Genomic DNA, 23268 nt, shown 5'->3' on the forward strand with positions numbered 1-23268 from the left:
AACCGGTGGAGGCAGCCGGAAGGTGCAAGTAGCCTCCAGGCTTTGATGACTGACACCTGGGACACCATCGCCGACTGGTACGCCGAACACCTGCGGACCGGCTCCGCCCTGAACGACTTCAACCGGGATGCTCTGCTCGACCACCTCCCCGACGACCTTCGCGGCCACCGCGTCCTCGACCTCGGGTGCGGCGAGGGGATCATCGCCCGCGCGGTCGCCGCTCGCGGGGCTGCCGTCATCGGCATCGACCCGGCGGCACGCCTCATCGAACACGCCCGCGCCGCCCGGACAACCGGGCCGGGCACAGTGCTCTACACGGTCGACGACGGATGCGTGCTCGACACCGTCGCCGACGACTCGGTGGGCTGGGTGACCGCCGGGCTGTCCCTGAACCACGTGCCCAGCCTCGCAAGCGCGCTCACCGCCGTGCGGCGCGTGCTGATGCCCCAGGGGGTGCTGGTCTTCAGCGTCCCGCGCCCCTGCTTCGAAGCGCCCCACGCCACCTGGACCCAGGCCACCGAGGGCACCGCCCGCAGGGTGGTCGGCGACTACCTCGCCGAGGGCTTCTGGCGCTCCGCCAACCCCACCGCCGTCCGCCGGGCCGGCAACCAGCACCGGACGCTGTCCACCTACCTGACCGCGCTGCTCCGGCACGGCTTCGTTCTGGAAGCCGTCACCGAGCCGACCCCGACCGCCGCCGTGGCAGCCCACCAGCCACAGCGCGTCGGCCTGCCCCCCTTCCTCGTGATCCGCGCCCGCCTCGCCTGACCGTCACCGGAAAGTCGACCCGGCCGACTTCCCACTCACGCCGGGCCAGCCGCCTCGTCGTCCCACCGGAACCAGGCCCGCTCGCCCGCCACATGCAGCAGGAACGACACCGGCCGCCCGTCCGGCGCCACCAGCGTCAGCTCCCCCTCGATCCGGTCGTACACAGCCTCGAACCGCTCGAACTCCTCACCCTCGATCGCCGCGAGAGCCTCCTCGAACCAGGGCCGCACCCCCTCGAAGCCCGGCTCCGCCACGAACATCCCACGCAGCCACGGAAAGTCGACCTCGTCGACTTCCACCGCTCCCACGGCCTCCCCACCCCGCAGCAACCGCCACACCCCACCCACGTCACCCATGCCCCTCACCCTCCCACCAGCCCGCCCCGGGCTTGCACCTCACGCGACGTCAGGGAGCATCGTTGATCTCCTCGCTCGACCACGTGCCCAGAGGAGTGCTCATGACCCGCCGCGCCCGACTCGGCATCGCCCTGTCCGCCGCCCTGCCCACCCTCGCGACCGCGCTGGTCGTCTTCACAGCGCTGGCGATCGCCGGGGTGCTGCCGTGGACCGTGCTCCCCGCCGTCCTGGTGGCACTCGCGGCCCAGGCGGTCGTCACCTTCGTCCGGCTCGGACGCCTCACGGACAGTGCAGCGCGCCAGCGCTAACCGCCAGCCACCACGGCCTTCAGCTCGCCGAGCGCCGCCGCCATGACCTCCGAAATCGGCGGCTCGCCGGGCCCGTTGATCCACTGCTCGAACCCGACCCGGAACACCGCGATCCCGGCCTCCGCCGCCAGGCTCGCCGCCGGGTCGCCAACGCCCCGCCCGCGCAGCGCCTCGGCCAGCGCCGCGCCGAGCGAGGCCAGCTTGATCAGCTCGCGCTCCTGCAGCTCGGCGTTCGCGGAAATCACGCTCTGCCGGAGCCGGGCGCCCTCGTGCCGCTCCTCGAACATCGCGCCGGCAGCCCGCAGCGCCGCGGCGACCGCCTCCATCGGGGCGGCCGAGTCGGGGGCATCCACCACGGCGCCCACCATGAGATCGCGCAGCCCGCCCGCGCCCCCGAACAGGACCTCGCGCTTGTCGGCGAAGTGCCGGAAGAACGTGCGCTCGGTCAGACCCGCCCGTGCGGCGATCTCCGCGACGGTGGTCTGCACGTACCCGCGCTCCACATAGAGCTCCAGGGCCGCCTGCTCCAGCCGGCCCCGCGCGTTCGGCTCCCATCGACCCATGGGCCAGATCATACGTGATGACATCCGCTGACATCAGAGCTACGCTGGTGATGTCAGCACCTGACATCACTGTCCTCAGTGGAGGTTTCCCATGCGCGTGTTCGTCACCGGCGCGTCCGGCTGGCTCGGCTCAGCCGTCGTCCCCGAACTCATCGACGCGGGCCACCAGGTCGTCGGCCTGGCCCGCTCACAGGCCTCGGCCGACGCCCTCACCAAGGCCGGCGCCGAGGCCCTGCACGGCTCGCTGGACGATCTCGACGTCCTTCGCGAGGCGGCCGCCGCCTCGGACGGCGTGCTCCACCTCGCGTTCAAGCACGACATCGCCTTCTCCGGCGACTTCCAGGGCGCCGCCGATGCGGACCGCCGCGCCATCGACACCTTCGGCGAGGCGCTCGCCGGCTCCGACCGCCCGTTCGTCATCGCCTCCGGCCTGCTCGGCGTGACCTCTGGGCAGGTGGCGACCGAGCGCGACGGCCACGGCCTGCACGGCACCCCGGCGACCGGCGTAGCGGTCCGCCACGCCAACGCCGAGGCGACGCTCGCGCTGGCCGCCCGCGGCGTGCGCTCGTCCGTCCTGCGGCTGCCGCCGACCTGCCACGGCGAAGGGGACAACGGCTTCCTGCCCGCGCTGATCGGCACCGCCCGCGCCAAGGGCGTCTCGGCCTACGTCGGCGACGGCTCCAACCGCTGGCCCGCCGTGCACCGCCTCGACGCCGCCCATCTGTTCCGCCTCGCCCTGGAGCAGGCCCCGGCCGGCTCGACCCTGCACGCGGTCGACGACGCCGGGGTGCCGTTCCGCAGCATCGCCGAGCTGATCGGCAAGCACCTGAACCTGCCGGTCGAGTCCGTCTCCCCCGAGCAGGCCACCGACCACTTCGGCTTCCTGGGCGCCCTGGCCGCCCTCGACAGCCCCGCCTCCGCGGACCTGACCCGCACCCGACTCGCCTGGCAGCCCACCCGCCCGTCCCTGCTCGAAGACCTCGACGCGGGCCACTACTTCCGCACCCAGCCCGCCTGACCGGACCGGACGCACCGCGGCGGCCTGCCCGTGGGGGGGCAGGCCGCCGCCCGAGCACGCCCCCGGCAAGCGCCCCCTGCACTCAGCCACCCGACGCCCCCCGGCCGGCAGTCGCGCGTCCGTCCGTCAGTCGCGCACCTGCACGCCCAGCGCCTGGGCGAACTGCGGCGCCAGCTCGATCAGCTGCGCCGAGGAGATCAGCGCACCGCGCAGGCCCTCGTGACCGTCCGGCAGCAGCAGCCGGCTCGCCCCGCGCAGGTCGGTCCTGGCCAGTGTGGCGCCGCCGAACCGCACCTCCTCCAGCGAGCTGCCGGGGAAGCTCACGCCCGTCAGCTTCGCGCCGCCGAAGTCCACGTCCCGCAGCTGGCAGTCCTCGAAGACCACTTCGCGCAGCACCGCCCCGCGCAGGTTGACCGCCTCCAGCTTGCACTGGCGCAGCGTCACCCGGCGCAGCTGCGCCCCGTAGGCCGAGATCCCGGCGAGCAGCCCGCCCAGCGCGGTGACGTCCTGCCACTCGCTCTCCACCAGCTCGCAGGCCACCAGGCGGAAGCGCTCCAGCCAGACCTCGGTGAAGCGGGCCTGGCGCAGCTTCACCTCGGTGAGCGTGACGTCGGTGAAGGCGCACTCCAGGAAGAGCGTGCCGCCGGCCTGTTCGCCCTCGACGGTGAGCCCGTCGAAGTGCACCGTGTCGTACCGGTGGTCCCGGCGCAGCGGTCCGGCGTGCGGCTGGAGCAGGTGCGCGTAGGGCAGGTCGGCGAGTGACACGAGGGGGCTCCTCAGCGGCGGGACACAAGGGTCACGGCATCCTCGCAGGCGACGCCGACAACCGCCCGCCCGCTCACCTCGCCGTGGGCCGGCTGTGCAGCCACACCCCCACCCCGATCGCCGCCGCCACGACCAGTCCGGCCACCAGCACCCCCGACTCGCCGACCGCCGTGCAGGCCAGCACCGCGAGGGCGAGCACCGGCAGCACCCACTGCTCGGCCCCGGTCTTGCTGTGCCGCGAGTGCAGCGCCCAGACGGTGACCAGGTAGAGCGCGGTGGGCACGGTCACCGTGGCGGTGGCGGCGACGGCGGAGATGTGCGCCTTGCCGACCGCGTACTCGACGGCCACCTCCAGCCCGGCACCGATCGCCGCCGCCGATCCGAAGATCAGATAGTGGCCGTATCCCCAGAGGAAGGCCTGCCGGTTGGTGCGCAGGTGTTCGTGGATCGGCGCGGCGAAGTAGATCCACCAGGCCGCGAAGCAGATCAGGATGCCGCCGATCGCGACCGGGATCAGCTTGCCCAGCGCCTCGTGCTCGTCCACCGCGCTCTGCACCGCGACGGTGGCCGCCGAGACCGTCTCGCCGAGCACGATCAGCGTGAAGAGCCCGTAGCGCTCGGCGATGTGGTGCGGGTGCCAGGCGCTCTGCACCTGCCGCTCGGCGATCGCGGGCACCGACAGCTCGGCGATCACCCCCAGCGGCAGCACCCACGGGACCACCGAACTCGGCAGGAACAGCACCACCACCCAGCCCGCCTGCACCAGCGCGATCCCGGCCGCGTAGCGCCGCGTCATCGAGCGCGCCGCGCCGGTCTCGCCGCGCGAGGCGCGCAGCCACTGGCTGACCAGCGCGAGGCGCATCACCAGGTAGCCCAGCACGCCGAGGGTGAAGTCCCGGTTCAGGAACATCCGCGGGATCCCGGCCGCCAGGATCAGCGCACCGGTGATCTGGAGCAGCGTGGTGAGCCGGTACGGCACGTCGTCGCAGTCGTAGGCGGAGGCGAACCAGGTGAAGTTCATCCAGGCCCACCACACCGCGAAGAAGACCAGCAGGTAGCCGAGGAGCGCCACCCGCAGGTGCCCCTCGCCCAGCGCGCTCGCCAGCTGGCGTCCGCCCTGGGCCACCGCGACCACGAAGCAGAGGTCGAAGAAGAGCTCCAGCGAGGTGGCGGTGCGGTGCGCCTCCTCCCGCCTGCGCGGCACCATGCGCCGCACCACGGGCTCCCGGGTGGCACCGCCCTGCTCGGCGGCCCCGGTACTCATCGGACTGCTCCTGCCCGGTTCCCTCGGACCCCGGGTACGGCTTCTCCGGTCATCGCTGCGCCACTCCCAACACGCTCGACACTCCCAACACGCTCGGCGTTCCCGGCCGATCGTGGCAGTCGGGGGTGGTCCGCGCACGCACCGCGGCGGCACGCCACCGGGAAGCGTCACCTGGCCCGCGCAACCGCCCCGCCGACGACCGTCCGGCGGTCAAGGAGAGTTGACGAAGCAGTGCGCGAACCGGGTGACAGCGTCCCCGCCGCCACGCCTGCCTGGGGTGTCGCGTGGTGCGATCGCCCCGAATGTCCCGATAGATTCCCTCCCAGGGAAACAGCGAGAGAGGCGTCCTGCGGGCAACGCGGAAGGTCAAGGTCGGTACGGCAGCGGCGGGGAAGGCACACCCCCGCCGGTCCGCACCGGCCTCGTGATCACCGCGCTGCCCGACAGCGCGCCGTTCCGATGTCCACCCGGTCCTACTTCTGCCAGCCGACCTTCGTGTAGTCGATGTCCGCCAGACCGGCGGCCCCGTAGTTGGCCAGGCCCTTGCGGAACGCGGTCACCTGCGGTCGCTGGTAGATCTCCAGGGTGTGGCCCAGCTCCCAGATCTTGGCGTCCGCCTGGTTGTAGAGCTTCGCGGCGGCGGCCGGGTCCAGGGTGGAGGCGGCCTGCTTGAGCAGACCGTCGATCTCCGGCGTGCTCAGCTTGGAGAAGTTCTGGTAGACGTTGTCGCCGCTGGGCATCTGGTAGTTCGGAATGGCCACCGAGGGCGGGAAGGACCCGGTGTTGCGCCAGCTCGCGAGGTCGAACTTGCCGACGTTGATGTACTTCTCGCTGTAGTCGTTGTCCGGCACCCGGTCGACGTCGAGCTTCACCCCGACCTGCGCCAGCATGTTCTGGGTCGCGGTGGCGATGTCGACCGCCTGCTGCGGGGAGCCCTGCGGCATGACGTAGTGCAGCTCCAGCTGCTGCCCGTCCTTGGTGCGCGTCCTGCCGGACCCGGCGTCCTGCCACCCGGCCTGGGTGAGCAGTTGCTTGGCGGCGGCCGGGTCGAACTTGCCCCACTCGCCGGAGTTGTCCTGGTAGCCGGCCTGGTTGGTCATCAGGATGTGGTTGCCCAGCGCCGGGAAGACCACCGGAACGCCCTTGCTGGCCACCTGGATCAGCGCGTTGCGGTCGATCGCCTTGCCCAGCGCCTGGCGGACCTTCTGGTCGGCCAACGCGCCGTTGGAGCCGAACGAGATGTGCACCTCGTCCCACGGCCCGGCGGTGCGGATCACCGCGTTCGAGTCGGCCTTGAGCTGGCTGTAGGCGTCCGCGCGGCCGGCGCTCGCGTAGTCGATCTCGTTGTTCAGGAAGGCCTGGGTGATCGCCGAGGAGGACAGCACCCGGTAGACGAACTTGTCCAACTTGGGCTTCTGGCCCCACCAGTTGGGGTCGGGCACCACGGTGAGGGTCTGCGCGGCCTTGTCCTGCGAGCCGAGCTTGAAGGCCCCGCCCGTGATCGGGATCTGGTCGATCCAGCCCTTGTTGAACTGGTCCGGGGTGGAGATCCCGGCGGCCGGCAGCAGCGGGTAGAACAGGTTCTGCCAGTCCGCGAACGGCTTGTCGAAGGTGACCTTGACCTGGGTCGGGTCGTCACCCTGGGAGACGTCGCTGATCTGGTCGTAGCCGGCGGTGGTGGCCACGTTGAAGGCCGGGTTCTTGCCGTTGGCGGCCTGCCACTGGGCCTTGAAGTCCAGGTAGCTGAGCGCCTTGCCGTCCGACCAGTGCGCCTTGGGGTTGAGCTTGTAGAGCACCACCTGCGGCGAGGTGGAGACCACGGTCGCGGACTGCAGGAAGTCCGGGACCGGCTGGAAGGTGCCGCTGGCGTCGATCCGGAAGAGCATCGGCTCGACCATCTTCATGATCTCGACCGAGTCGCCGTAGGTGCCGTCCACCTGCAGCGGGTTCCACTGGTCGATCCACTGCTGCAGCGGCTCGCGGAACTCGCCGCCGTCCTTGACGTTGTCCAGCGGCTGCGGGTTGATGTCCTCCGCGTTGAGCTTGGGCACCGCGCTCGGCGCCGCCTGCGACCCCGATCCCGAGCCGCCGGAGCCGCAGCCGGTGATCACCATGGCGAGCGCGGCGGCCGGGACCATCGACCGCAGGAACCGCGAACGGGTGCGGCCGGGCCGCTGGTTGGCATCCATGGAGGGTTCTCCTCAGGCATCAGGGGTGGATCGGGCTGCGCGGGACGGATCAGGTGTGCGGATCGGCGTGCGGCAGCCAGGTGTGGCAGCACTTGAACGTGGGCAGCCAAGTGGGTGTCCAGCCAGCAGAACGTAACAGCCGATCAGGTCGGCGACCAGAGGGATGTGATCACTTCTGATCGAATCGCAACAGGGCGCAACACAGCGGCAACACCCCGGCTGCGACTGACTGTAAGACTCTGACCTGCTGCTTCGCCGAACCCGTCGAAGTAGTCCGTGCGCGTGGTCTTGACCGGCCGACAGGTCGGTCCCAGAATTCCGCTGCACGAAGCTGCTCCGAAGACCCATCGAGCGAAGGCAATTGAGCATGACTATCGGGAGTCGCGGCTTCTGCTGCGCCAGAAGAGGGCGCTGATGCTGCGCTATCTGGCGAAACGATTCGCCTACTACGTGGTCCTCCTGGTCGTCGCGGTCTTCCTGGCCTACGCGCTCTCCAGCGCCGCGCTCAACCCCCGCGCCTACTTCGAGAACAAGCAGCCCCGGCCCTCGGCCGCCGCGGTGGACCGGCAGTTGACGACGCTCGGGATCAACGACCACACCCCGGTGGTGGTGCGCTTCGAGCACTGGGCCGACGGCGTGCTGCACGGCGACCTCGGCCAGACCATCCACAACACCTCGGTCAACGCCGACTTCGGCCGCCGGCTCGGCGTCTCGCTGCGGCTGCTGGTGATCGGCAGTCTGCTCGGCACCGTCCTCGGCGTCGCGGCCGGCGCCTGGGGCGCGGTGCGCCAGTACCGGCTCTCCGACCGGGCGCTGACCGTCTTCTCCTTCGTCCTGCTCTCCTCGCCGGTCTTCCTGATCGCGCTCTTCCTGAAGAACGGCGCGATCGCGGTCAACCAGGCCTCGGGCCACCAGCTGATCAACTTCACCGGCTACGAGACCCCGGGGCTCAGCGGCGGGCTCGGCGCCCACCTGCTCGACTGGGGCGTGCACCTGCTGCTGCCCACCCTCTCGCTGGCGCTCACCGGCATCGCCACCTACAGCCGCTACCAGCGCAGCACCATGCTCGACGTGCTCGGCTCGGACTACCTGCGCACCGCCGAGGCCAAGGGCCTGAGCCGCCGCAAGGTGCTGCTCAAGCACGGGCTGCGCACCGCGGTGATCCCGATGTCGACCCTCTTCGCCTACAACATCCTGAGCATCTTCACCGGCGCCACCTTCACCGAGGTGATCTTCGGCTGGCACGGCATGGGTGAGTGGTTCATCAGCTCGGTCCAGGAGAACGACATCAACGCGGTGGTGGCCGTCAACCTCTTCACCGCCGTGACGATCCTGGCCTCGGGTTTCCTGGCCGACACGCTGCACGCCGCCCTCGACCCGCGGGTGCGTGTGTGATGGGAGATGCCGCCGTGACAACCGCCGCCCTCGACGCGCCGCCCGCCCCGGGCGACGCCGCCCCCGCCGGACCGGTCGGCCGGGGCCGCCTGGTGCTGCGCCGGCTGCTGGGCGCCCCCGGCGCGCTGGTGGGCCTGGCCCTGGTGGTGCTGCTCTTCCTGCTCGCCTTCGTCGGCCCGTACCTGACGCACTGGAGCTACACCGACGTCGACTACACGGCGCTGCGCGAACCCCCCTCCGGCACCCACTGGTTCGGCACCGGCAGCCTCGGCCAGGACGTCTACGCCCAGACCCTGCGCGGGCTGCAGAAGTCGCTGATCATCGGCCTGCTGGTGGCGCTGCTCTCCACCGTGCTGGCCGGCGCGGTCGGCGCCTGCGCGGGCTACTTCGGCGGCTGGACCGACCGGCTGCTGATCTTCTTCGTCGACCTGATGCTGGTCTTCCCGAGCTTCCTGATCATCGCGATCGTCTCGCCCCGGCTGCAGAACACCGGCTGGATCGCCTTCGTGGTGCTGCTCGCCGCCTTCAACTGGATGATCACCGCCCGGGTGGTGCGCTCCATGACCATCTCCCTCAAGGAGCGCGAATTCGTGCGCGCCGCCCAGTTCATGGGCGTGCGGCCGCTGCGGATCATCTGGCGGCACATCCTGCCGAACGCCGCCTCCTACCTGATCGTGGACGCCACCATCGCGGTCGGCGCCGCGGTGATGAGCGAGACCGCGCTCTCCTACTTCGGCTTCGGCGTCAAGGCCCCCGACGTCTCGCTCGGCACCCTGATCGCCGACGGCACCGAGGCCGCCCCCACCTACCCCTGGATGTTCTACTTCGCCGCCGGCCTGCTGGTCCTCTTCGTCCTGGCCGTCAACCTGATCGGCGACGGGCTGCGCGACGCGCTCGACCCCACCGCCCGCGCCGGGCGCAGTAGTTCACCTCGCAAGCGCCGCACGGACCGAGTCAAGGGCAACGCCTGATGAGCACCACCACCACCGCCACCCCGCTGCTGGCCGTCCGCGACCTGCGGGTGGACTTCGCCGGCGCCCGCGGCAAGGCCGCCACCACCGCCGTGCGCGGCGTCGACCTGACGCTCGGCCGCGGCGAGACGCTGGGCATCGTCGGCGAGTCCGGCTCCGGCAAGTCCGTCACGGCGCTCGCGATCCTGGGCCTGCTGCCCGGCACCGCCACCGTGCGCGGCTCGGTCGAGCTCGACGGGCACGAGCTGATCGGCCTGCCGGGGCGGGAGTTGTCGCGGATCCGGGGCCGCCGGATCGCGATGGTCTTCCAGGACCCGCTCTCCGCCTTCACCCCCGTCTACCGGATCGGCGACCAGATCGCCGAGGCCGTCCAGGTCCACCAGCGCCTCGACAAGGCCGCCGCCCGCCGCCGCGCCGCCGAACTGCTCGACCTGGTCGGCATCCCCGACCCGCAGCGGGCGCTCGACGGCTTCCCGCACGAGTTCAGCGGCGGCATGCGCCAGCGCGCGATGATCGCCATGGCCGTGGCCAACGAGCCCGACATCCTGCTCGCCGACGAGCCGACCACGGCGCTGGACGTCACCATCCAGGCCCAGGTCCTGGACGTGCTGCGCACCGCCCAGCGCGAGACCGGCGCCTCCCTGGTCCTGGTCAGCCACGACCTCGGGGTGATCGCCCAGATGGCCGACCGGGTCGCGGTGATGTACGCCGGACGGGTGGTGGAGAACACCTCGGTGGACGAGCTGTTCAGCGCGCCCCAACACCCCTACACCCTGGGCCTGATCGGTGCCGTGCCGCGCCTGGACCGGCGCGGCGGGCCGCTGGTGCCGATCCCCGGCAACCCGCCGGCCCTGACCGACCTGCCGCCCGGCTGCCCCTTCGCGGCCCGCTGCCCGCTGGTGGAGGACCGCTGCCGCGAGGCGGAGCCCGCGCTCACCGGGCCGGTGGACCACCGGGCCGCCTGCCTGCGCGCCGCCGAGCTGGCCGCCGACCGGCCGGCCCCGGCCGAGGTCTACCCCGTCCCCGAGCTGCCCGCCGCACCCGAGCCCGCCGCCGCGCCCGTCCCGCGCGCATCGCTGCCCGCCGTGCTCAGCATCACCGACCTGGCCAAGACCTTCCCGGTGCTCAAGGGCACCGTCTTCAAGCGCAAGGTCGGCGAGGTCTACGCGGTGGACGGCGTCACGCTGGACATCCGGCACGGTGAAACCCTGGGCCTGGTCGGCGAGTCCGGCTCCGGCAAGTCCACCACGCTCTTCGAGGTCCTCGGCCTGCGGGCCCCCGAGGCCGGCCGGATCGAGTTCCTCGGCGAGTCCACCGCCGCCCTCGACGCCAAGGCCGCGCACCGGCTGCGGGGACGGCTGCAGATCGTCTTCCAGGACCCGATGGCCAGCCTGGACCCGCGGATGCCGATCGGCGACATCATCGCCGAGCCGCTCCAGGCCCAGGGCGCCGACCGCGCCCTGATCGCCCGCCGGATCCCCGAACTGCTGCACCAGGTCGGCCTGGAGGCGGCCCACGCCACCCGCTACCCGCACGAGTTCTCCGGCGGTCAGCGCCAGCGCATCTCCATCGCCCGGGCCCTGGCCGTCGAGCCCCAGCTCCTGGTGCTGGACGAGCCGGTCTCCGCGCTCGACGTCTCGATCCAGGCCGGCGTGCTGAACCTGCTGCGCCGGCTGAAGGCCGAGCTCGGCCTGGCCTACCTCTTCGTCTCGCACGACCTGTCGGTGATCCGCCACCTGGCCGACCGGGTGAGCGTGATGTACCTGGGCCGCACGGTCGAACACGGCGCCGTCGACGCCGTGTTCGAGTCCCCGCGCCACCCCTACACCCGCGCGCTGCTCTCCGCCGTGCCGGTCCCCGACCCGGTCGCCGAGCGGGGCCGCACCCGCCTGCTGCTCCCCGGCGACCCGCCCTCCCCGACCAGCCGCCCCACCGGCTGCGCCTTCCGCACCCGCTGCCCGGTCTACGCCACCCTGTCCCCCGAACGCCGCCCCGCCTGCGAGACGACCCCGCCACCACTGACCCCCGCCGCCCCGGACGTCGACCACGCGGCGGCCTGCCACTACCCGGAGCTGTGACCCGTCATGGCTGACGCGGCATCAGCCCGTCACTGACCCCGCGTCACCCGGACGCCCGCCCCCACGGGCGGCGCACCCGCGGGCCGCCTAACGTGCCAGGGAGTGCCGGGCGGACGTGCGCGGCAGCCGTCCGTGGAGGTCCCCAGGTGGCCGTGTCCGATCAGGAGAGGGCCGCGTCCCAGCCGCCGGACGCCGAGCCACCGGTCCCCGGCCCGCCCGACGGCGACCCGCTCGACGCCGACCCGCCGCCCTGGGCCGAGCCGGACCGCTTCACCCGCTCCCCCGCCCAACGGGCCTCGCTGGCGGGCACGCTGACGGTGCTGGCGGTGGTGGCGGCGATCCTGCTGGGCAGCCGGGGCCTGCGCGACTTCGACATCACGCTGCTCCCCTACACGGTGGGCACCGTCTTCCTCGCCTTCGGCCTGGCCCACCGCTGCTCCCTGTGGCTGGGCGGGCGGACGGGCGGACGGGCCGCGCGCTCCTTCCGCGGGCTGCGCACCGCGGCGGCCGCGCTGCCGCGCCGCGCGCTCGCGCTGATCGGCCTGCGACCGCCCACCGGCGCGGACGCGCCGCGGCGCCGGGTCGCCCACCAGCTGATCTTCTGGGGCACGCTGCTCGCCACCGTGATCACCGTTCCGCTGACCTGGGGCTGGCTCACCTGCACCGTGCCCGACCCGACCGGCTCCGGCTACCAGCTGCGGGTGTGGGGCTTTCGCATCCTCGGCTTCGACGCCGACGGCCTGCTCGGCTGGGTGCTCTTCCACGGCCTGGACCTGGCGGCGGTGCTGGTGATCGCGGGCGCCGGCTACCTCCTGTGGCAGCGCCCGCGCGACGGCGCGAGCGGCGCGGGGTCACGGCCGGGCCCCGCGTTCCTGCCGCTGATCGCGCTGCTGACCATCGCGGTGACCGGCCTGCTGCTGACCTTCTCGGCGCTCGCGCTGCACGGCGGCGGCTACCAGTTCCTGGCCGTGCTGCACCTGGCCGCGGTGGTGCCGACCCTGGTCCTGCTGCCGTTCGGCGTCTTCACCCGGCCACTGCCGCGCCCGGCCGCCGCGCGCCTTCGGCCGGCCGTGCTCGCGGGCCTGACCGGGCCCGGCCGGCAGCGCGGCGCGGCCTTCGCCTGCCGCCGCTGCGGTGAGGCGATCGCCCCCGCCGGCGCCGGGCACGCCGGGGCCGAACGCACCGGAGCCGACGCCGACCCCCTGCGGGCCCGCCTCCTGCTGCCGCGCCTCGGCCTCGACCGGTGGGCCGCGTACTGCGGGCGCTGCCGGCGCCTGCTGCGCGGTGACGCCTACTTCGCCCAGCCGCGACGGGACGCCAGGTGACCGCCGCGCGCATCGCAGCCACCGGACGCCGGGCGTCCGGGAAGGGAGTGTCCGCGTGACCGTGCCGCCCCCCGAGGAGCAGCCCGGCCGGCCCGAGGAGGCCGGCACCGCCCTGCCCCCGGCCTTCGGCCAGGGCAACCCCGGCGCCACCCGCCGCGACTGCCTGCGCCTGCTGGCCACCGTCTCGGGCGGCCTCGCGGTCGGCTCCACCGTGGTGGCCGCGGGCGTGCTGCCCCGGCACGGCGACGGCGGCGCGGACCCGCTCAAGGTCGCCGACCAGCTCGACCCCGGCGAGACGGTGACCTTCGAGTACCCCACCGCGCAGGACCGCGCGATCGGCATCCGGCTGGCCAACGGCGCGGTGGTCGGCTACTCCTCCGTCTGCACCCACCGGGCCTGCGGGGTGCTCTGGCGCCCCGACGGCGGCACCGCCGGCGAGCTCTACTGCCCGTGCCACCAGGGCACCTTCGACGTGCGGACCGGTGACGTGACGGGCGGGCCGCCGCCGCGCGGACTGCCGAAGGTGGTGCTGGTGGAGGACTCGGCCGGCGGCATCTGGGCGATCGGCACCGCCCGCTCCGGCGAGAGCGAGGAGAACGGCCTCTGCCGCCAGCTGCGCGAGCGCGATCCGCAACTCGCCGACCAGGCGGGCTGCAACGACGCGCCCGGCGCCCCCGCCTCGGCTCCGGCCAGCGCCAGCGCCACGGCGGTGGCCAGCACATGACGGACCACCAGGACGCCCCGCCCCCCGCGTACCCCCCGGCCGGCGCCGGGCGGCGCGCCGACCGCCGCACCCCGGCCCGCCGGCCGCGCCTGCGCCCGCCGGCCGGCCGCGCCGCGAGCAGGGCCGGGCGATCGGGCGGTGCCGATCGCCCGGCCCTGCTCGCGGCGCGCTCGGTGCTCGCCCTGGCCGTCCTGGTCGGCCAGTTGTGGGCGTTGACGGTGGCCACCAACGCCTGGATGGTCGGCGACACCGACACCGCCTGGTGGACCACGGCCTTCTCGATCGGCTCCTTCCTGGCCGTGCTGCTCCTGTGGTGGCGCGCGCCACGCGGGGACCGCTGACCGCCGACCGCCTTTCCCGGGAGCACCGTTGAGCGTTGTCGACGAGCCCGCGGTGTCCCGGCCCCGGCCGGATCTCCGGCCCGGGGCCACCATCCGCCGCTGGACCCCGTGCGACCCGCGGTTCTGGTCCACCGCCGGCCGCCGGGTGGCGGCGCGCAACCTGGCGGTCTCCGCGCCGGCCCTGCTGCTGGCCACGGCGGTCTGGCAGATCTGGTCGGTGCTGGTGGTGGAGCTCGGCCGGGCGGCCTTCGCGCTCTCCGGCGGGCAGCGGTTCTGGCTGGCCGCGCTGCCGGGCCTGACCGGCGCGATCCTGCGGGCCGGCTACGCGCTGCTCGGCCCGGCGGTCGGCCGGCGCCGCTGGACGGCGCTCAGCACGGCGGTCCTGATCGGCCCGCTGCTCGGCCTCGGCCTGGCGGTGCGCGACACCGGCACGCCGTACGGGGTGCTGCTGGCGCTCGCCGCGCTGTGCGGGCTGGGCGGCGCCGTCGCCTCCTCCGCGCAGGCCACGCTCGACCCCTTCTACCCGCCGGCGCTGCAGGGCCGGGCCCGCGGCCGCAGCGCCGGTGCGGGCGATCTCGGCATCGCCCTGGTGCAGGCGCTCACGCCGATCGTGATCACCACCGGGTTCCTCGGCGCACCGGCCGGGCGGGGGCGGGCCACGCACGGCGGCGGCGAGGCCTGGCTGCCGAACGCCGCCTTCGGGTGGGTCACGCCGCTGGCGCTGCTGGCGGTGCTGGCCTGGTTCCTGATGAACGACCTGCGGGTGCCCGGCGCGCCGACCACGCCGTACCGGTCCGTGCTGCGCCGCCGGCACACCTGGCTGCTGGCGCTGCTCCGGCTCGGCACCCTCGGCTCCTTCCTCGGCTTCGCCGCCGCCCTGCCGAACCTGCTCGACCGCACCTTCACCGCGGCCGACCCCGGCTGCTCGGCCACCGGGTTCGTCTGGATCGGCCCGCTGGTCGGCGTGCTGGCCCGCCCGCTCGGCGGTCGGCTGGGCAGACGGGCGGGCGGCGCCTGGTGCACCACGATCTGCTTCGCGGGGCTGGCGCTCGCCGTCATCGTGGCGGTCCGGGCGCTGCCCTCGCCCGGCGATCCGGGCAACTTCCGGCTCGGCTGCGCCGCTTTCCTGCTGCTCTTCCTCTTCGCCGGCCTCGGCACCGGCTCCGGCCTGCGCCAGCTCTCCCGCCTGCCGCTGGGCCCCGCGGAGCTGTCGGCCACCGCCGGCCTCGGCACCGCGGTGGCGGCCTGCGGCGCCTTCTTCGTCCCGGCGATGTTCGCGCTCGCCCCCGCCACCGACGCGCTCTACGTCTTCGTCGCCTTCTACGCGCTCTGCCTGGCGGTCTGCTGGTGGTGCTACGCCCGGGACGGGGCACCGGCGCCGGGCTGAGCCCGCCCGCGTACGCAGCCTTGACAGTGCGCGACGGCCCGGTGACGATTCGGTGATTCCGACCGGGCCGTGTAAAGTCTTCGACGTCAGCAAGCGCCGCTAGCTCAGTTGGTTAGAGCAGCTGACTCTTAATCAGCGGGTCCGGGGTTCGAGTCCCTGGCGGCGCACAGACGGTCGAAGGCCCCTCGCGAGAGCGAGGGGCCTTCGGCGTTTCCCGGGGCTGCCGGGCGGGGAGGTACGCGGGGCCGGAGGGACGGTGCCGCTGCGTGAGCGGGCGGCTACCGTGCCCGCGCGCATCGCCCACCCCCTTGGAACGTCTGAATCGAGGCCATGGATGGCTGTGAAGGTGCTGCTCATCACCGGGGACGCCGCGGAGTCGCTGGAGGTGCTCTACCCCTACCAGCGGCTGCGCGAGGAGGGGTACCAGGTGGACATCGCCGCCCCGAGCCAAAAGAAGCTGCGCTTCGTGGTGCACGACTTCGAGGACGGCTTCGACACCTACACCGAGAAGCCGGGCTACACCTGGCCCGCCGACCTGGCCTTCGACGAGGTCGACCCGGCCGGGTACGCCGCCCTGGTGATCCCCGGCGGCCGGGCGCCCGAGTACCTGCGCAACGACCCCGAGGTGCAGCGGATCACCCGCCACTTCTTCGAGACCGACAAGCCGGTGGCGCAGATCTGCCACGGCCCGCAGATCACCGCGGCGGCCGGCGTGCTCCAGGGGCGGACCACCGCCGCCTACCCGGCCCTGGAGCCGGACGTGCGAGCCGCCGGCGCGACCTACCGCGACGGCGAGGCCGTGGTGGACGGCGTGCTGGTCTCGGCGCGCGCCTGGCCGGACCACCCGGGCTGGCTGCGCGCGTTCATCGAGGTGCTGCGGACCAAGGCCCCGGCGGCCTGACCCCGCCCGCGGGGGTGCGCCGGCAGGCCGGCCCACCCCCGCGGATCCGCTCAGTACGACTGCAGCTCGATCAAGTGGCCCTCGGGGTCGCGCAGATGGGCCGAGCGCAGGGTCGGCCCCCACTCCGGGCGGTCGGTGGCCGGCGTCACCGGGGTGGCGCCGTTCGCCAGGCAGAGGGCGAGCGCGGCATCGACGTCCGCGACCCGGGAGACCAGCATCGCGGCTTCCTGCGCGGGCGGTGCCAGCGGCGGCAGCTCGCCGGTCCCGACGGCGGCGGCCAGCGCGGCGCGGTCGTAGAGCACCAGGACGGCCTGGTCGGCCACGTCCCAGTTGGCGTACGGGCCCGACTCGTCGCCCTTCTGCCGCACCGCACCCAGCAGTTCGGGCAGGACGGCGTCGTAGAAGCGGAAGCAGTCGGCGAAGCGAGTGACCAGCAGGCGTGGGTAGAGCGCGTCCAACGGAGCCTCCGGGCTGCGAAAATCAATGGGTGACCACCCATCATTGGTGATCACCCTACAATCCCTGCCATGGATGCCACACCCCCGAGCCTGCTCGACCTCACCAGCTACCTGCTGGCCCAGACCGGGCGCCGGGCCAGGGGCCGGCTGGCGGCCCGGCTCGCCGAGCGGGAGCTGCGCCTGTGGCACCTGTCCGTCCTGGCCTCGCTCGCCGACTTCGGCCCGCACGCCCAGCGCGAGCTGGCCGAACGCCTGGGTATCGACGCGAGCGACCTGGTACGCCTGCTGGACGAGCTGAGCCGGGCCGGCCTGGTCGAGCGCACGCGTTCCACCGCCGACCGCCGCCGCATGCAGGTCGCGCTCACCCCGGCCGGCCGCACCGCCCTCGGCGAGCTCCACGACGAGGCGGCGGCCGTGCAGGACGAGGTGCTGGCCCCGCTCTCCACCACCGAGCGGGAGCAGTTGCACGGGCTGCTGCTGCGGGTCCTCCGGGCGGGCGGCGCCCCGTGACGGGAGTGCCGGTACCGCCCGATTTCGGCATAGGCCCCCTGGTCGGGTACTGTTCTCCGCGTTGAACAAGCGCCGCTAGCTCAGTTGGTTAGAGCAGCTGACTCTTAATCAGCGGGTCCGGGGTTCGAGTCCCTGGCGGCGCACAACACGGGATGGGCCGCTCTCCTTCGGGAGAGCGGCCCATCCGGCTTTCCCGGCCACGGTGCGGTGAGCCGCTCCCGCCCGCCGATCCGTTCTCCCCGGTACGGCGCCGACCCCCGGTGGCGGCGGCACGGGAGCATCGTCGCAAGATGGACGATCAGGCGGTGACAGCTCACGGGAGCCGGAGCTACCCGGCATCGCGGGCACCGGTCGACCTGGCCGACCCCGGCGCCCCACCAAGACGGGAGAACCACGCGCAGTGAGCGTTCTGCAGCAGCCCACCGCACCCCCGACGCCGCCGGAGCCCACCGCCCCGGCGGAGCGACGCGACGGCTGGAGACGCTGGACCACCCCCGTCGCGGTCTCCACCGCGGTCGCGCTGCTGATGGGCCTGCTCTGGGCACGCCTCATGGCCGGGGTCACCGCCGACCTCTCCGCGCAGTTCGCCTGGGCCGACTTCGTGGGCAAGCACCCGGGCTCGGCGTACGACTTCTCCTGGTACGGCGGCATGCACCCCGCCTCCTACAGCGTCCTCGCCCCGTGGCTGATGGCCCTGTTCGGGGTGCGCACCACGGCGGTCGCGGCGGCCGTGCTCTCGACCGCGCTGCTCGCGGTACTGCTGGAGCGCTCCCACGTGCGCCGGCCGCTGCCCGCCGCGCTCTGGGGAGCCTTCGCGCTGACCTGCGACATCGCCGCCGGGCGGGTGACCTTCGCGCTCGGCCTGATGTTCGGCCTGGCCGCTGTGGTGGTGGCCGGTCAGCAGCGCAGGGCGAGCTGGTGGCGGGTCGCGGCGGTCGCCCTGTGCGCGCTGCTGGCGACCACGGCCAGCCCGGTGGCCGGCCTCTTCGTCGACGTGGCCGCCGCCGCGCTGCTGCTCACCCGGCGCTACCGGACCGGCTGGGCGATGGCCGTGCCGCCGCCGGTGGTGGTGCTGGGCTGCGCCGCGCTCTTCCCGTTCTTCGGGGTCGACCCGATCTCCGCCTCCACCGCCGTCTTCTCGGCGGGCACCGCACTGGTGGTGGCGCTGCTGGTCCCCCGGCCGTGGCGCGCGGTGCGCCTGGGCGCCTTGGTGTACGCGCTGGGTTCCGCGCTGACCCTGGCCTTCCCGACGCCGATCGGCATGAACGTGCAGCGCCTGGCGCTGATCTTCGGCGGCGTCGTGCTGCTGGCCCTGCTCGGCAACGAACAGTGGCGCCCCCTGCGGTCCTGGCGGCGCGTCACCGCCCTGGTCGCCGGGTTCGGCCTGGCGGCCTACTGGACGATCACCGCGAACATCATCGGCATCCCGACCCCCTCGCCCACCCACCAGGCGGACGCGCTCGTCGCCGAGCTGCAGCAGCTGCACGCCGAGCGGGCCCGCGTGGAGGCGGTCCCGATGCTCAACCACTACGAGTCCTGGCGGCTGGCCGACGTCACCCAGCTGGCCCGCGGCTGGAACCGCCAGGCCGACGTCCAGCGCAACCCGCTCTTCTACGACAGGACGCTCACCCCGGCCAGCTACCACGACTGGCTGCAGCGCTGGGCGGTGGGCTACGTCGCGCTGCCCTCCGGCCCCACCGACATCGCCGGCGACGCCGAGGCCGCACTGGTGCGCGGCGGCCTCGGCTACCTGGAGGAGGTCTGGCACGACGAGCACTGGCGGCTCTTCCGGTTCACCGACGCCCAGCCGCTGGCCGACGGGCCGGCCACCGTGCTGCGGGCGGACGCGGAGCGGATCCAGCTCACCGTCGGTGCCGCGGGCCAGGTGCAGCTGCGCATCCCCTACTCGCCCTGGCTCACCGTGCACGGTCCGGGCGGCGCCTGCCTGAGCCAGGACGGCGACTGGACCAGGCTGACCGTGACCGCCCCGGGCGACTACCAGGTCGACGCGCGCTACCGGCTGCCCCGGGGCAGCGCCTGCTGACACCGCGCCCCGGCCGGCCGCCCGCCCGGGAACCGACCACGGTGCTGCGCGGGTCCCAACCCCTGGACGCACGGCCCGCACCGCCCGAAGCGGTGCGGTACCGTCGCCAGAGTGCCCGGGCAGGTCGGGGCAGGTCGGGCAGGATCGGAGCGAGCAGCGTGGCAGCCAGAGCGAAGGGGTGGACCGAGCGGTCGATGGGCCGGCTCTGGCGTCCTGAGCGGCGCTGGCACCCGTGGCTGGTGGACACCCTCCTGGTGGTCCCCGCCTCGCTCGACGCCCTGCTCAACGTGCCGTCCACGCACGACTGGCACTTCGCGGTCTCGCTGCTGGCCGCCGCCGTCCTGGTGCTGCGCCGCCCCTTCCCGCGCACCGTGCTGCTGCTCACCCTCCCCGGCCTGTACGCGGGCAACGCGCTGGTCGCCGCCGTGATCGCCGCGTACACGGTGGCCCGGACCGAGCGCGCGCGCTGGCAGCGCTCGCTCGCGGCGCTGCTGGTGGTGCTGGGCAGCTTCCTGCCCTGGCCGATCACCGCGTTCCGGACCGAGAGCCTGAGCAGCATCACCCAGCAGCTGATCTTCGCGACCATGCTGGGCGTCGGCCCGGTGGCGCTCGGGCTGCTCGCCCAGACCAAGCGGGACCTCTCCGAGCGGGTCGCCGAGCTCGCCGAACTGCGCGACCACGAGCGCGCGCTCTACGCGAAGACCGTGATCGCCGAGGAGCGGGCCCGGATAGCCCGCGAGATGCACGACGTGGTCTCGCACCAGGCCGGGCTGATCGCGGTGCAGGCCGGCGCCCTCCAGGTGACCACCAAGGACCCGGTGACCCGGGAGACCGCCGCCACCCTGCGCGGCCTGGCGGTGGCCACCCTGGAGGAGCTGCGCTCGATGATCCTGGTGCTGCGCGCGGCGGGGGCCGGGCCCACCGAGCTGGTGCCGCAGCCCCGGCTGGCCGACCTGCCCCGCCTGGTGGGCGCGGCCGAGGTGGCCGCCACGCTGCAGGTGGACGGGTGCCTGGAGCGGACGCTGCCCGAGCCGGTCGAGCGCGCGGCCTACCGCACGGTGCAGGAGGCGCTGACCAACGTGCGCAAGCACGCGCCGGGTGCCCGGACCGAGGTGCTGGTCAGGATCACCGCCGAGGCGCTGCACGTCAGCGTGCGCAACGAGGCACCGGCCGGGCCCTGTCCGGACTCCGGCCTGCCCGGTGGGCGGCACGGCCTGATCGGGCTGCGCGAGCGGGCCGCCCTGCTGGGCGGCACGATCGAGGCGGCGCCCGAGTGCGGCGGTGGCTTCGCGGTGCGGCTCTGGCTGCCGCTGCCCGAGGTGGCCACGGACCTGACGGAGCACCAGGCCGCCTAGTCGCCCCTGCACCAAGGGGCGAATTCACCATCAATCAGCTGTTCTCCCGCCACTTCCCTCAGAAGGGACAAAAGTCCCTACCGTTCCCCGGGCGGTGCCAGGCAGGCTTTCACGGTCCCCTGCCCTGGCTGAGAGGAATGGCCTCGTGCCGCGACCCGCCGCCCGTTCCCTGCCACGCCGTCTGCTGCACTCGGGGCGCCCGCGCCGCCGCGGCTGGCGCCGGGCGGTGCCGACCTGGCGGTTCAGCCTCTTCGCCACCCTGTCCGTACTGCTGCTCGCCACCGGGTTCTTCGCGCTCGGCGTACTGCTGGTCAAGGTCCCGGACGCGCACGCCGCCGCCACCGCGCAGCGCAACACCTGGCTCTACCGGGACGGCACGGTGCTCGCACAGACCGGCGAGACCAACCGGGAGAGCGTGCCGCTGGACCAGATCTCCCCCGAGGCCCAGCACGCGGTGCTGGCCGCCGAGGATCGCGGCTTCTACCGCGAGGGCGCCGTCAACCCGGCCGCACTGCTGCGGGCCGGCTGGAACACCGCCACCGGCAAGGGCGCCCAGGGCGGCTCGACGATCACCCAGCAGTACGTCAAGAACGCCTACCTGACCCAGGAGCAGACGGTCAGCCGGAAGATCAAGGAGGTCTTCATCGCGCTCAAGGTGGACGCCACGCTCGACAAGCAGGAGATCCTGGCGAGCTACCTGAACACCACCTACTACGGGCGCGGCGCCTACGGCATCCAGGCCGCGGCGCAGGCCTACTTCGGGGTGGACGCGAGCAGGCTCGACGCCGCGCAGGGCGCCTACCTCGCGACGCTGCTCAACGCACCCTCGGTCTACGACGTCTCGACCGCGAACGAGGCGGGCAGGCGCGCGGCCACCGCCCGCTGGAACTACGTGCTGGACGGCATGGTCCAGGAGGGCTGGCTGTCCGCCGCCGACCGGTCGGCGACCACCTTCCCGCAGGTCCGCGCCCCGCAGCCGGCCCTCGGCCTGGCCGGACAGGCCGGCTACCTGGTGGACGCCGCCAAGGAGTACCTGGTCTCGCACAAGCTGGTGGACGAGGCGGCGCTCGCCAAGGGCGGCCACCGGATCACCCTGAGCATCGATCCGGCCCGCCAGGCGGACCTGCAGACCGCCGTGCAGCGGCAGTTGACCGACAAGCTGGACGCGGCCAAGCGCCCGGGCGACGGCGACATCCAGGCCGGCGCGGTCTCGCTGGACCCGAAGACCGGTGCGGTGCTGGCCATGTACGGCGGCACCGACTACACCCGGCACTTCGTCAACAACGCCACCCGCCGCGACTACCAGGCCGGTTCGACCTTCAAGCCGATCGCGCTGGCCGCCGCCCTGGAGAGCGGCGCGAAGACCCAGGAGGGGCGGACCATCACCCCCGACACGGTCTACGACGGCGCCAACCGCCGCCCGGTGCGCGGCGGTACGGCCAAGCCGCCGTACGCGCCGCCGAACGAGGGCGAGGCCGAGTACGGCCAGATCACGCTGCGCCAGGCCACCGACTGGTCGGTCAACACCGTCTTCGCCCAACTCGCCCAGGACACCGGCCTGGAGAAGGTGAAGCAGAGCGCGATCGCGCTCGGCCTGCCCGCCGACACCAACGAGCTGAACGCCGTGCCCTCGCTGCCGCTGGGCGTCTCGATGCCGAGCGTGCTGGACATGGCCGGGGTCTACGCGACGCTGGACAACGACGGGCGGCAGCAGACCCCGTACCTGGTCCAGTCGCTCCAGCGGGACGGCGTCGACCTGCCGCTGCCGTCCCGGCAGAACGGCGGCCGTGCGGTGAGCGAGCAGACGGCCCGGCAGGTCACCGACATGCTGCAGGGCGTGGTGGCCGACCCGGGCGGCACCGGGTGGCGCGCCAAGGAGCTGGGCCGCCCGGCGGCCGGCAAGACCGGGACCACCGACGGCAACCGCTCGGCCTGGTTCGTCGGCTACACGCCCGAGCTGGTGACCTCGGTGGCGATGTTCGGCGAGCAGGCGGGCAGCGGCAAGCAGGTCACGCTCTCGGGCACGGCCGGCGGCGGGCGGGTCAACGGCGGCGGCTACCCGGCACAGATCTGGACCGACTACATGAAGGCCGCGCATCTGGGCACCCCGGTCGGCGGCTTCACCCCGCCCGGCACCACCGCGGCGGCACAGGACACCCCCGCTGCGTCGTCCGCCGCCTCGCCGCGCGCGACCAGGCCGAGCACCTCCCGCCCCACGGCCCCGGACAGCACCGGCCCCTCGGCCGACAGCCGGCCGTCGAGCAGCCCGGCCACCCCCGAGGCGCCGAGCGAGCCGACCCCGGGCCCGCCGGCGACCCGGCCCGCGGAGCCGTCGACGCCGTCCACCCCGGTGGCGCCGCCCACCTCGCCGAGCCGGCCGTCCCGGCCCCCGGTCACCGCCGAGCCGTCCCGTCCGCCGACGACACCGACGACGCCCGCCCAGCCCTCCGGGGCAGGCAGCACCCCGCCGGTCCCGGCCGGGGTCGGCTAACCCCTGCCCCGCACAACCCGGCCCAGCCCAGCTCCTGGCCATCGGCACAGGTGTTCG

At 73.7% G+C, this 23268-nt stretch carries 21 protein-coding genes and 2 tRNA genes; 17 read left to right on the forward strand and 6 right to left on the reverse strand.

Annotated features, from left to right (window positions below; genetic code table 11):
• Positions 1 to 45: 45 nt before the first annotated feature.
• Positions 46 to 768, forward strand: coding sequence for a class I SAM-dependent methyltransferase (locus OG500_RS14105; RefSeq protein WP_329580255.1), 723 nt, complete (start codon positions 46 to 48; stop codon positions 766 to 768).
• 35 nt (positions 769 to 803) lie between these two features.
• Here OG500_RS14105 and OG500_RS14110 read toward each other — a convergent pair whose 3' ends face one another.
• A complete protein-coding gene (locus OG500_RS14110) occupies positions 804 to 1124 on the reverse strand; it encodes a hypothetical protein (RefSeq protein ID WP_329580258.1) in 321 nt (106 codons plus the stop codon).
• Between the two features lie 101 nt (positions 1125 to 1225).
• Here OG500_RS14110 and OG500_RS14115 point away from each other — a divergent pair, with 101 nt between their 5' ends.
• A complete protein-coding gene (locus OG500_RS14115) occupies positions 1226 to 1432 on the forward strand; it encodes a hypothetical protein (protein WP_329580261.1) in 207 nt (68 codons plus the stop codon).
• Here OG500_RS14115 and OG500_RS14120 read toward each other — a convergent pair.
• Positions 1429 to 1995: a TetR/AcrR family transcriptional regulator gene (locus OG500_RS14120; protein ID WP_327067077.1), complete on the reverse strand. Its 567-nt coding sequence runs from the start codon at positions 1993 to 1995 to the stop codon at positions 1429 to 1431. The two genes, OG500_RS14115 and OG500_RS14120, sit on opposite strands and share 4 nt — an antisense overlap.
• Before the next feature lie 91 nt (positions 1996 to 2086).
• Here OG500_RS14120 and OG500_RS14125 point away from each other — a divergent pair, with 91 nt between their 5' ends.
• The gene (locus OG500_RS14125) at positions 2087 to 3013 is read left to right on the forward strand and encodes an SDR family oxidoreductase (protein WP_327067078.1); all 927 of its coding nucleotides are present in this window, start codon (positions 2087 to 2089) and stop codon (positions 3011 to 3013) included.
• 126 nt (positions 3014 to 3139) lie between these two features.
• On the opposite strand, the gene OG500_RS14130 is transcribed toward OG500_RS14125, so the two are convergent.
• From OG500_RS14130 to OG500_RS14140, 3 genes are all read right to left on the reverse strand, one after another.
• Positions 3140 to 3778, reverse strand: a complete 639-nt coding sequence (locus tag OG500_RS14130; RefSeq protein WP_329580265.1) for a pentapeptide repeat-containing protein — start codon at positions 3776 to 3778, stop codon at positions 3140 to 3142.
• 73 nt (positions 3779 to 3851) lie between these two features.
• Positions 3852 to 5042 carry a low temperature requirement protein A gene (locus tag OG500_RS14135; RefSeq protein WP_329580268.1) on the reverse strand — a complete coding sequence of 397 codons (1191 nt, stop codon included), beginning with the start codon at positions 5040 to 5042 and terminating at the stop codon, positions 3852 to 3854.
• Between the two features lie 473 nt (positions 5043 to 5515).
• Positions 5516 to 7231, reverse strand: coding sequence for an ABC transporter family substrate-binding protein (locus OG500_RS14140; protein WP_327067081.1), 1716 nt, complete (start codon positions 7229 to 7231; stop codon positions 5516 to 5518).
• 414 nt (positions 7232 to 7645) lie between these two features.
• Between OG500_RS14140 and OG500_RS14145 the strand changes: the two genes are divergently transcribed.
• The 9 genes from OG500_RS14145 to OG500_RS14185 all read left to right on the forward strand — a co-directional run bounded on the left by OG500_RS14145 (position 7646) and on the right by OG500_RS14185 (position 16353).
• Entirely contained in the window at positions 7646 to 8626 is a 981-nt protein-coding gene (locus OG500_RS14145; RefSeq protein ID WP_327067082.1) for an ABC transporter permease, read from the forward strand.
• Positions 8626 to 9597 carry an ABC transporter permease gene (locus tag OG500_RS14150; protein ID WP_442907037.1) on the forward strand — a complete coding sequence of 324 codons (972 nt, stop codon included), beginning with the start codon at positions 8626 to 8628 and terminating at the stop codon, positions 9595 to 9597. The genes OG500_RS14145 and OG500_RS14150 overlap by 1 nt, the downstream gene beginning before the upstream one ends.
• On the forward strand, positions 9597 to 11675 hold the full coding sequence (locus OG500_RS14155) for an ABC transporter ATP-binding protein (protein ID WP_329580271.1): 2079 nt from the start codon (positions 9597 to 9599) through the stop codon (positions 11673 to 11675). Before OG500_RS14150 ends, OG500_RS14155 begins: the two co-directional genes overlap by 1 nt.
• A 146-nt stretch (positions 11676 to 11821) precedes the next feature.
• Positions 11822 to 13000 (forward strand): MFS transporter, encoded by a 1179-nt coding sequence (locus tag OG500_RS14160; RefSeq protein WP_329580275.1) that lies wholly within the window; start codon positions 11822 to 11824, stop codon positions 12998 to 13000.
• A 55-nt stretch (positions 13001 to 13055) separates the two neighbouring features.
• Positions 13056 to 13724, forward strand: a complete 669-nt coding sequence (locus tag OG500_RS14165) for a Rieske (2Fe-2S) protein (protein WP_442789168.1) — start codon at positions 13056 to 13058, stop codon at positions 13722 to 13724.
• A complete protein-coding gene (locus tag OG500_RS14170; RefSeq protein ID WP_327067085.1) occupies positions 13721 to 14065 on the forward strand; it encodes a hypothetical protein in 345 nt (114 codons plus the stop codon). The genes OG500_RS14165 and OG500_RS14170 overlap by 4 nt, the downstream gene beginning before the upstream one ends.
• A gap of 28 nt (positions 14066 to 14093) precedes the next feature.
• Positions 14094 to 15452, forward strand: a complete 1359-nt coding sequence (locus OG500_RS14175) for a nitrate/nitrite transporter (protein WP_329580278.1) — start codon at positions 14094 to 14096, stop codon at positions 15450 to 15452.
• A 93-nt stretch (positions 15453 to 15545) separates the two neighbouring features.
• Positions 15546 to 15619, forward strand: a tRNA-Lys gene (locus OG500_RS14180).
• A 167-nt stretch (positions 15620 to 15786) separates the two neighbouring features.
• On the forward strand, positions 15787 to 16353 hold the full coding sequence (locus tag OG500_RS14185) for a DJ-1/PfpI family protein (RefSeq protein ID WP_329580280.1): 567 nt from the start codon (positions 15787 to 15789) through the stop codon (positions 16351 to 16353).
• 50 nt (positions 16354 to 16403) lie between these two features.
• On the opposite strand, the gene OG500_RS14190 is transcribed toward OG500_RS14185, so the two are convergent.
• Positions 16404 to 16811, reverse strand: coding sequence for a VOC family protein (locus OG500_RS14190; RefSeq protein ID WP_329580283.1), 408 nt, complete (start codon positions 16809 to 16811; stop codon positions 16404 to 16406).
• Positions 16812 to 16880: 69 nt separating this feature from the next.
• Between OG500_RS14190 and OG500_RS14195 the strand changes: the two genes are divergently transcribed.
• The 5 genes from OG500_RS14195 (at position 16881) to OG500_RS14215 (ending at position 23211) form a co-directional block, all read left to right on the forward strand.
• Positions 16881 to 17321, forward strand: a complete 441-nt coding sequence (locus OG500_RS14195; RefSeq protein ID WP_329580286.1) for a MarR family winged helix-turn-helix transcriptional regulator — start codon at positions 16881 to 16883, stop codon at positions 17319 to 17321.
• A gap of 69 nt (positions 17322 to 17390) precedes the next feature.
• A tRNA-Lys gene (locus tag OG500_RS14200) sits at positions 17391 to 17464 on the forward strand.
• A 257-nt stretch (positions 17465 to 17721) separates the two neighbouring features.
• Positions 17722 to 19365, forward strand: coding sequence for an MFS transporter (locus OG500_RS14205; protein ID WP_329580289.1), 1644 nt, complete (start codon positions 17722 to 17724; stop codon positions 19363 to 19365).
• A gap of 158 nt (positions 19366 to 19523) precedes the next feature.
• On the forward strand, positions 19524 to 20720 hold the full coding sequence (locus OG500_RS14210; RefSeq protein ID WP_327067091.1) for a sensor histidine kinase: 1197 nt from the start codon (positions 19524 to 19526) through the stop codon (positions 20718 to 20720).
• A 145-nt stretch (positions 20721 to 20865) separates the two neighbouring features.
• Complete coding sequence (locus tag OG500_RS14215; RefSeq protein WP_329580293.1) at positions 20866 to 23211, forward strand: transglycosylase domain-containing protein; 2346 nt, start codon at positions 20866 to 20868, stop codon at positions 23209 to 23211.
• The last annotated feature ends 57 nt before the right edge of the window (positions 23212 to 23268 follow it).

Origin of the sequence: Kitasatospora sp. NBC_01250 (assembly GCF_036226465.1) — a bacterium.
Lineage (GTDB): Bacteria > Actinomycetota > Actinomycetes > Streptomycetales > Streptomycetaceae > Kitasatospora.